This window comes from Streptomyces sp. NPDC000594, assembly GCF_040299965.1.
Taxonomy (GTDB): domain Bacteria; phylum Actinomycetota; class Actinomycetes; order Streptomycetales; family Streptomycetaceae; genus Streptomyces.
On sequence record NZ_JBEPCY010000067.1, the window covers coordinates 1 to 9,543 of the forward strand.

The following is a 9,543-nucleotide window of genomic DNA, read 5'->3' on the forward strand; positions in this document are numbered from 1 at the left end:
CTTCCCCCCCCCCACGCCCTGCCGATCGGGCCCCCGCGCGCGAGCGGGTGCCGACACCGCCGTCCGGGGTGCGGAGGGGGGCCGAGCGGGGCCGGGGCCGACAGCGGTCGGCCCCTGGACCCGGCAGAGGTCAGCCCATGAACTTCTTGAACTCGTCGGGCAGCTCGAAGTCCTTGTCGGGGACGGCCGGAAGGCCGAAGGCGCCCGCCCCCGCCTGCTCCCGGCGCTCGGCCGCGGCCTGCTCGTCCGCCTTGCGCTTCATCGGGTTGCCGCTGCGGCGCTTGCCCTTGGCCTGCTTCTGCTGCTTCTTCTGCCGGCCGGGGCCGCCGCCCATGCCCGGGATGCCCGGCATCCCCGGCAGACCGCCGCCCTGGGCCATGCGGGACATCATCTTGCGGGCCTCGAAGAACCGCTCCACCAGGCTCTTGACCGCGCTGACCTCGACACCGGAGCCCTTGGCGATACGGGCCCGGCGGGAGCCGTTGATGATCGTCGGGTCCTGGCGCTCCCCCGGGGTCATCGACTTGATGATCGCGGCGGTACGGTCCACATCGCGCTCGTCGATGTTGTTGATCTGCTCCTTCATCTGGGCCATGCCCGGGAGCATGCCGAGGAGCTTGGAGATGGAGCCCATCTTGCGGACCTGCTCCATCTGGGCCAGGAAGTCGTCGAGCGTGAACTCCTTGCCCTTGCTGCTCGCCAGCTTGGAGGCCATTTGGGCGGCCTCTTCCTGGGTGAAGGCCTGCTCGGCCTTCTCGATCAGGCTCAGGACATCGCCCATGCCCAGGATCCGCGACGCCATGCGGTCCGGGTGGAAGGCGTCGAAGTCGTCCAGCTTCTCGCCGTTGGAGGCGAACATGATCTGGCGGCCGGTGACATGCGCGATGGAGAGGGCGGCACCGCCGCGCGCGTCGCCGTCGAGCTTGGAGAGGACCACGCCGTCGAAGCCGACACCGTCACGGAAGGACTCGGCGGTGTTGACCGCGTCCTGACCGATCATGGCGTCGACCACGAAGAGGATCTCGTCGGGGGAGACCGCGTCACGGATGTCGGCGGCCTGCCGCATCAGCTCCGCGTCGATGCCGAGACGGCCGGCGGTGTCGACGATGACCACATCGTGGACCTTGGTCCGGGCGTAGTCGATGGAGTCCTTGGCGACCTGGACCGGGTCGCCCACGCCATTGCCCGGCTGGGGGGCGTAGACGGCGACCCCGGCGCGCTCGGCGACCACGGAGAGCTGGTTGACGGCGTTGGGGCGCTGGAGGTCACAGGCGACCAGCAGCGGGGAGTGGCCCTGGGTCTTGAGCCAGCGGCCGAGCTTTCCGGCGAGGGTGGTCTTACCGGCACCCTGGAGACCGGCGAGCATGATGACGGTCGGGGGCTGCTTGGCGAAGCGCAGTCGGCGGGTCTCGCCGCCGAGGATCGCCACCAGCTCCTCATTGACGATCTTGATGACCTGCTGGGCGGGGTTCAGCGCCTTGGAGACCTCGGCACCGCGGGCCCGCTCCTTGACCTTGGCGATGAACGCGCGGACGACCGGGAGGGCGACATCCGCCTCCAGCAGCGCGATACGGATCTCGCGTGCTGTGGCGTCGATGTCCGCCTCGGAGAGCCTTCCTTTGCCGCGCAGGTTCTTGAAGGTATTCGCCAAGCGGTCGGAAAGAGTGTCGAACACGGCGCTCGTCGGTCCTCGGGGTCGGGGGCAGGCGGGTAATCGCCCTCCAGCGTATCCGGCCGTCCGCCGTGCCCGCCGTCCCCTTCCGGGGAGAGGTCAGGAAAACACAGGGACAAGAGGTGATACAGAGGGACAAGAGGCGATACGGGAGGACGCGCACGGATCCGGATCCGCCCGGTTTCCCTCCCCGTACCGGTACCGGCCGGGCGTCCCCGTACCGGCCGGACGTCCTCGTACCCGCCCGGCATCCCCGTACCGGATCGGGCTCTCCTCTCAGCTCAGTGTCTCCTCCAGGGCACGGGCGAGCCCCGCCGCCGTCTCCGCCGGCAGCGGCAGACCGTCCGGGCCGGTCACATAGAAGGCGTCCACCGCGTGCGCGCCCAGCGTCGAGACATGGGCGCTGCGCACCCGTACCCGGGCCTCCTCCAGCGCCCGGCCGATGCGGTGGAGCAGCCCGGGTGCGTCCTGGGCGCGGACCTCGACCACGGTGGCGTGCCGGGAGGCGGCGGGGTCGACGGTGACCCGGGGCGGCTGGGCGGGGATCCCGCGCCGCCGGGGCCGGGCGGCGTCCCGCTCGGCGAGCCGCGCCGGGATGTCCAGGGAACCGTCGAGGGCACGGACGAGATCGGCGCGGAGCCGGGCCGCCTGGGGCAGTGAGCCGTACGCGGCGGCGACCCGCCAGTTCAGCACCAGCACGGGGCCGGCCGGGTCCGGGGCGCCCGGAAGGGTGACGGTCCGCAGCTCGGCGGCGCGGACGGTGAGCCGGTGCAGCGCGAGCACCCCGGCGACGGCGGGCAGCACCCCGGGGCGCTCGGGCAGGGCGATCAGCAGCTCGACCCCGACCGGTTCGGGCACCCCGGCAGGCTCGACGAGAACAGCGGACCCGGCGGGAGCGGCGGACCCGGCTGGGGCGGGCCGGGTGCTCAGCGAGAGGACCGGCCCGCCGGTGCGCAGCGCCTCCGCCGCCAGCCGCTCGTGCTCGTCGCCGGGGTGTCCCGGCGCCCCGGGGGAGGCTCCGGCGAGGACCGCGTCCACCCGGCGGACCAGTTCGGCGACGAGTGAGGCGCGCCAGGCCGACCAGGCGGCCGGTCCGGTGGCCAGGGCGTCCGCCTCGGTGAGCGCGTGCAGCAGCTCCAGCGCCCGGGGCGAGCCGACCGCGTCGGCGACCGCGCGGACGGTCTGCGGGTCGTCCAGGTCGCGCCGGGTCGCGGTCTCGACCAGCAGCAGATGGTGGCGGACCAGGGTGGTGATCATGGCGGTGTCGTCGGCGTCGAAGCCGAGCCGGGCGGCGGTGTCCCCGGCGATGGTGGCGCCCGCGACGCTGTGGTCGCCGGGCCAGCCCTTGCCGATGTCGTGCAGCAGGGCCGCGACCAGCAGCAGATCGGGGCGGCCGACCCGGCGGGCGAGGGCGGCGGCCCGTACCGCGGTCTCCACGAGATGGCGGTCGACGGTCCAGGTGTGCACGGCGTTGCGCTGGGGGCGGCAGCGGACCCGCTCCCAGTCGGGGAGGAGGCGGTCGATCAGGCCCCGGTCCTCCAGCGCCTCCCAGACGGCGACGGCGGGACGGCCCGCGCCGAGCAGTATCACGAACTCCTCCCGGGCCTCGGCGGGCCAGGGCACCGGCAGCGCGGGGGCGGTCTCGGCGAGCCGGCGCACGGCATGGCGGGAGAGCGGCAGCCCGGCCTGGGCCGCGGCGGCGGCGGCGCGCAGCGGGAGGACGGGGTCCCGTTCGGGGCGGGCGGTACGGGCGAGCACGGCCTCGCCGTCCTGTTCGACCACCCCGTCGGCGAGCGGGGTGCGCCGGGGCTCGGTCCGGCCTCCGGCGAGCCGGGCACCGATACGGCGCCGGGTGGAGCGGGCCCGCAGCACCCGGTGGACCTCGCGCCAGGTGACATCGGTGGCGTAGGCCACGGTCCGGGCCGCCTCGTAGACCTGGCGCAGCAGGGCGTCGCCGTCGAGGAGGCCGAGTTCGGCGGCGACCTGGTCCTGTTCCTGGAGGGCGAGCCGGTCGGTGGCGCGTCCGGTGGTGAGGTGGAGGGCGTCCCGGGTGTCGAGGAGGGTGCGGCGGGCCTCGGCGAGTCCGTCGCGGGGGGCGTCGGCGAGCCAGGAGGCGGCCACGGCCCGCAGGGCGGTGGTGTCCCGCAGGCCGCCGCGGGCCTCCTTGAGGTCGGGTTCGAGGAGGAAGCGGAGTTCGCCCTGGCGTTCGGCGCGGTCGCGGCAGAGCTCATGGAGTTCGGGGAGTCGGCGGGGGGCGTGGTTGCGCCAGTCGGCGAGGACGGCGGTACGCAGCCGGGCGACCTGGGCGAGATCGCCCGCGACGGGGCGGGCGTCGAGCAGGCCGAGGTGGGCCTTGAGGTCGTCACCTGCGGTGCGGCGGGCCTCGGCGGGGGTGCGGACGGAGTGGTCGAGGCGGAGCCCGAGGTCCCAGACGGGGTACCAGAGGCGGTCGGCGAGGGTGGCGACGGCCCGGGGGTCGGAGCGGCCGTCGTGGAGGAGCAGCAGGTCGAGGTCGCTGCGGGGGGAGAGTTCGCCCCGGCCGTAGCCGCCGACGGCGACGAGGGCCGCGCCGCGGACCCCGGTGGCCCGGAGGGCGGCGGTGAAGAGGGCGGCGAGCCAGCGGTCGGTGAGTCCGGCGAGGGCGGAGCGGCGGGGCGGCCCGGAGCGCTCCTTCTCGCCGAGGAGGAGCAGCCGGGCCTCGGCGTAGCCCTGGGGGCCGGGGTCACCCGTACCGTCGCGGCCACCCGTACCACCGGGGACGTCCGGGCCGTCTGTGACACCTGTGGCGTCCACAGCGGCCGGGGCCGACGTGTCTGGTGTGTCCGGTGGGACGGCGGGGGACGGCCCCGGGGCGATGGGTCCCGTATCCGGCTCGCTGACGCGTTCTCGACCTCGCACCCGCCCGTGCCTTCCTTGCTGTCGTCCGTCGCGTGTCGTCGCCGGTGGCCGGCGCCTTGTGCGGCCCGCCCGCGCCGGGGGTTCCCGGGCGCGGGCGGGCCGTTCGATCAGAGGGCGTCGGGCCCGCGCTCGCCGGTGCGGACCCGGACCGCCGTGTCGACCGGGACGCTCCAGACCTTGCCGTCGCCGATCTTCCCGGTGTGGGCGGCCTTGACGATGACCTCGATCAGTTCCTCGGTGTCCTCGTCCTCGGCCAGAACCTCGATCCGGACCTTGGGGACCAGGTCGACGGTGTACTCGGCACCCCGGTAGACCTCGGTGTGGCCGCGCTGACGGCCGTACCCGCTGGCCTCGGTGACGGTCAGACCATGGACGCCGAAGGCCTGGAGCGCCTCCTTGATCTCGTCCAGCCGGTGCGGCTTCACGACCGCGGTGATGAGCTTCATGCGTCCACCTTCGTGTTCTGTCCGGCCTCGGTGCCGGTGCCGGTGCCGCTGTCCGTGCCGGTATCCGTCCCGGTGCCGTCGGCCTCGGCCTGGGCCCTGGTGACCCGGGCGGGGGTGCGGGTGAGCGGGGAACCCGCCGTCGCGGGGACCGCGGTACGGGAGCCCGCGCCGCCGCCCGCGCCGCTGAAGTCGTACGCGGTCTCGGCGTGCTCGACCTGGTCGATCCCGGAGACCTCCACATCCTCGTCCACCCGCATGCCCATCGTCCGGTCGAGGACGAGGGCGAGCAGCGCCGACACCACCAGGGAGTAGGCGAGCACCGAGAAGACCCCGATGGCCTGCTTGCCCAGCTGTTCGAAACCGCCGCCGTAGAAGAGGCCCTTGGCGTCGGACTGGACCCCTCCGGTGGCGAAGAGTCCCACGAGGAGGGAGCCCGCGACACCGCCGACGAGGTGGACACCGACGACATCGAGGGAGTCGTCGTACCCGAAGCGGAACTTCAGCCCCACGGCCATGGCGCAGAGCACACCGGCGATGACACCGATCGCGATGGCGCCCAGCGGGGAGCAGGAACCGCCCGCGGGGGTGATGGCGACCAGACCGGCGACGGCGCCGGAGGCGGCCCCGAGGGTGGTGAAGGCGCCATGGCGGATCTTCTCGTACGCCAGCCAGGCGAGCATCGCGGAGCCCGTGGCGACCTGGGTGTTGACGAACATCACCGCGCCGACGCCGTCGTCGTTGCCGAGCCAGGAACCGGCGTTGAAGCCGAACCAGCCGAACCAGAGCAGTCCGGCGCCGAGCATCACCAGGGGGAGGCTGTGCGGGCGCATCGGGTCCTTGGCGAAGCCGACCCGCTTGCCGATGACCCAGATGACCCCGAGCGCCGCCGCGCCCGCGTTGATGTGGACGGCGGTGCCGCCCGCGAAGTCGATCACACCCATCTCGAAGAGCCAGCCGCCCTCGCCCCAGACCCAGTGGGCGACCGGGAAGTAGACGACGGTGGCCCAGAGCGTGATGAAGAGCGCCCAGGCGGAGAACTTGACCCGGTCGGCGAGGGCGCCGCTGATCAGGGCGGGGGTGATGACCGCGAACATCAGCTGGAAGACGGCGAAGACATAGACGGGGATGGTGTAGCCGTCCCACAGTTCGGTCAGTCCGATACCGCTGAGGCCCACATACTCACCCGACCAGCCGATGACCGAGCCGATGTCGGAGCCGAAGGCGATGCTGAAGCCGTAGAGGACCCAGAGAACGGTGACGATGCCGAGGCTGACAAAGCTCATCATCAACATATTGAGGGTGGATTTGACCCGCACCATTCCGCCGTAGAAGAAGGCGAGCGCCGGTGTCATCAACATCACCAGGGCGGAGCAGATGAGCATGAAGCCGGTATTGGCCGCGGAGAGTTCCGGGGCCGGGGCGGCCAGCGTCGAGATGCCTGGGAGCATGGGCGACTCCTCGTCGTCGTGCGGCCATGTGCGCGTGGAGCCAGAGCGGATCGGGCGGGTGCCTGAGCGGATCGGGCGTGCGGGCCGGTTATGCGCCATGAGGGTGGCGGAGCGCGGTTTCGGCCGATGCGATGGGATGTTTCACGGCCGTGACGAAGGCCCCCGGTGTGTTACACGGCCATGAACGGCGGACGGCGGGCCGGATACGCGAAGAGGCGGTACGCGGGAGGGCGACCTCACCGGCGTACCGCCTCGGGGCGGTGCTCGGGGCGACACTCGGGGTGTACGGGGGCAGCCGCCGCGCTCACGGCGTACGGAGGTGTACGCCGTGCTCAGGGCGTACGGGGATCAGACGGCCTCCGCCGCCTCGGGCAGCTGCGCGGTGAGCAGATCGGTGAAGTGCACCACCTCGGCCACATCGCCGAAGTCCCGCGCGGCGGTGTCCACGGTCTTGCGCAGCCGGGTGTTGACCCGCTCGGAGCGGACCCGCTTGGCGACGGTCAGCGCCCGTGAGGCCAGCTCGGTCGCCTGCTCGGGCTCCCGCTTCAGCAGATGGACGGTGGCCATGCCGATCAGATTGAGGGCGTACGACCGCTGGTGCACCTCGTCCCGCTCGAAGAGCCGGACGGCCTGCTCCATCACCGGCTCGGCGAGTGAGGCATAGGTCGGGCTGCGGCCGGAGACATAGGCGAGGTCGCGGTACGAGTGGGCGTTCTCCGCGTTCAGCTCGGCCTCGGAGAAGAAACCGATCCAGTCGGGCTCGGCGCGCGGGCCGTCGATCCCGATGTCGGCGAAGGTGTCCTCCGCCATCCGCACCGCCCGCTTGCACTTGCTGGGCTGGCCCATATTGGCGTACGCGCGCGCCTCCATCGCATACAGCATCGCCTGGGTGCGCGGCGTCGCGCAGTCCCGGCTGCCGTACTGCGCCAGATGGATCAGCTCCAGGGCGTCGTCGGGACGGCCGAGATGGATCATCTGGCGACTCATGGAGGAGAGGACGAAGGAGCCCAGCGGCTTGTCCCCCGCCTCCTTGGCGGCGTGCAGCGCGAGGACGAAGTACTTCTGGGCGGTGGGCTGGAGCCCTACGTCGTAACTCATCCACCCGGCCAGCTCGGCCAGTTCGGCGGCGCAGACGAAGAGCCGGCGGCGGGTCTCCTCGGGGTGGGACTCCTGGAGGAGATCGGTGACCTCGTGGAGCTGGCCCACCACCGCCTTGCGGCGCAGCCCGCCCCCGCACTGGGCGTCCCACTCGCGGAACATCACCGTGGCGGACTCCAGCTGCTCCAGCTCATGGCGGGAGAGCCGCAGGGGGCGGCCGGCCGACGAGGAGGCCGCGACGGAACCGGACAGCGGCTCGGCCACCGGGGTGGGCACCAGCCATCGCTGCATGGGCTCGACCAGGGAGGGCCCGGCGGCCAGCACCAGCGAGGCGCCGAGAAAGCCGCGCCGGGCCAGCATCAGATCGCTGCGCGAGAACTCGCTGAGCAGGGAGACGGTCTGCGGGCCCGCCCAGGGCAGATCGACACCGGAGACCGAGGGGGACTGATGGGCGGTGCGCAGCCCCAGGTCCTCGATGGCGACGACCGTGCCGAACCGCTCGGAGAACAGCTCGGAGAGGATCCTCGGGATCGGCTCCCTCGGCTGCTCCCCGTCGAGCCAGCGCCGCACCCGGGAGGTGTCGGTGCTGATGTGGTGCGCGCCCAGCCTGCGGGCCCGGCGGTTGACCTGTCGTGCCAGCTCGCCCTTGGACCAGCCGCTGCGCAGGAACCACGATTCCAACCGGTCGTTCGGACGCTTGCCGGTCTGCGTGCCGGCGCCGCTGTCTTCCACGGGAACGCCCCCATCCATAAGCCCTGACGCTCCACGAGCCCTGAAGCCCCGTGAGCCCTACCGGCTCCGTGAGCCCAACAGCTCCGTGAGCCCTGACGCTCCATGAGCCCTGAAGGACGATCCAGCCCTACCCAGAAGTGCCCGCCCTACCCGCACACGCAGGGCACCGCACAGGGCTCGTACACCAAAAGTAATCCTACGATCACCCGCCCCGCGACCACCGTCCTGGAAACGCCACCATTCGCCACCCCTTCGAATGAACTGCCCCGTCGGCGGGCGCGATTCACTTGACACACGACCATCAGGAGACGGCGGAAAGGTGCATTCGTCGGCGCGTTTCACCGCCCGCGCTCTCCCCCGCGCCACTAAGCGCCGCCCGCACTCCACCGGCTGCGACGCTGCGTCACGAGGAGACTTCGGGTCGTAACCACCGGCGAGGACGACCCGTTGGAGGGGGCATGGGCTTCACGATCGGCGGCAGCCGGAGCATCAGGGACATCCGGGCCGGCTCACGACGCCGTGGCCGTACCGCGGAGTGCACCGTGGTGGCGGAGTACACCGGGCTGTGGGGCTGGGCGGTGACACCGGGGGCGAGAGCGGTCCCCGGCGGCTGCTCCTGCGGCGCGCCCGGCTGCGCCGCGCCCGGGGCCCATCCGCTGCCCGGCGCGGCACGGGTCCCGGCGGGCGCCACCCTGGACGAGGTGGTCCGCGCCTGGGAGCGGGTGCCCGGGGCGGCGCTGCTGCTGCCCGTGGGCGACTCCTTCGACATCCTGGAGGTGGCCGCCCCGGCCGGGCGGCGGGCGCTGGTGCGGCTGGAGCGGATGGGGCTGCCGCTGGGTCCGGTGACGGCCACCCCGGACGGGCGGTGCCAGTTCTTCGTCGCCCCGGGCGCGGCGGCCGGGCTGCCCGCGCTGCTCTACCGGATGGGCTGGGACGACGCGGATCTGGATCTGCACGCGCTGGGGCCAGGGGACCACATCACCGCCCCGCCCTCCGACCACGCGGGGCTCGGCCCGGTGCGGTGGCTGCGCCCGCCCGCCCTGGACACGGCGGCGGCACCACCGGAGGCCCGGCTGCTGCTGGGGACCCTGGCGTACATCTGCCACCGCTCGGCGGCCTGACGGCACGGCCGCCCCGGAAAACCGCGAGTGCCCGGCACGCTTCCTCGCGGGGCCGGGGACGCGCGGGCCCGCCCCGGGCCGGTGCGGGGGGTGGGGGAAGGCACACCAGAGAAATCCCGTCACGATGA

General features: G+C 72.9%; 6 protein-coding genes. 1 reads left to right on the plus strand and 5 read right to left on the minus strand.

What is annotated here, in order from left to right; all coding sequences use genetic code 11:
* Nucleotides 1-130 precede the first annotated feature (130 nt).
* The 5 genes from ffh to nsdA form a co-directional block, all read right to left on the minus strand.
* Nucleotides 131-1,675, minus strand: a complete 1,545-nt coding sequence (gene ffh / locus ABT354_RS37715; RefSeq protein ID WP_351502540.1) for a signal recognition particle protein — start codon at nt 1,673-1,675, stop codon at nt 131-133.
* A 273-nt stretch (nt 1,676-1,948) separates the two neighbouring features.
* Nucleotides 1,949-4,465 carry a [protein-PII] uridylyltransferase gene (locus ABT354_RS37720; RefSeq protein ID WP_351502542.1) on the minus strand — a complete coding sequence of 839 codons (2,517 nt, stop codon included), beginning with the start codon at nt 4,463-4,465 and terminating at the stop codon, nt 1,949-1,951.
* Between the two features lie 212 nt (nt 4,466-4,677).
* Nucleotides 4,678-5,016, minus strand: coding sequence for a P-II family nitrogen regulator (locus tag ABT354_RS37725; RefSeq protein WP_351502544.1), 339 nt, complete (start codon nt 5,014-5,016; stop codon nt 4,678-4,680).
* Nucleotides 5,013-6,464, minus strand: coding sequence for an ammonium transporter (locus ABT354_RS37730; RefSeq protein WP_351502546.1), 1,452 nt, complete (start codon nt 6,462-6,464; stop codon nt 5,013-5,015). Before ABT354_RS37730 ends, ABT354_RS37725 begins: the two co-directional genes overlap by 4 nt.
* Nucleotides 6,465-6,812: 348 nt before the next feature.
* Nucleotides 6,813-8,294 carry a transcriptional repressor NsdA gene (nsdA, locus tag ABT354_RS37735; protein WP_502983579.1) on the minus strand — a complete coding sequence of 494 codons (1,482 nt, stop codon included), beginning with the start codon at nt 8,292-8,294 and terminating at the stop codon, nt 6,813-6,815.
* Nucleotides 8,295-8,752: 458 nt separating this feature from the next.
* Between nsdA and ABT354_RS37740 the strand changes: the two genes are divergently transcribed.
* The gene (locus ABT354_RS37740; protein ID WP_351502550.1) at nt 8,753-9,415 is read left to right on the plus strand and encodes a bifunctional DNA primase/polymerase; all 663 of its coding nucleotides are present in this window, start codon (nt 8,753-8,755) and stop codon (nt 9,413-9,415) included.
* The last annotated feature ends 128 nt before the right edge of the window (nt 9,416-9,543 follow it).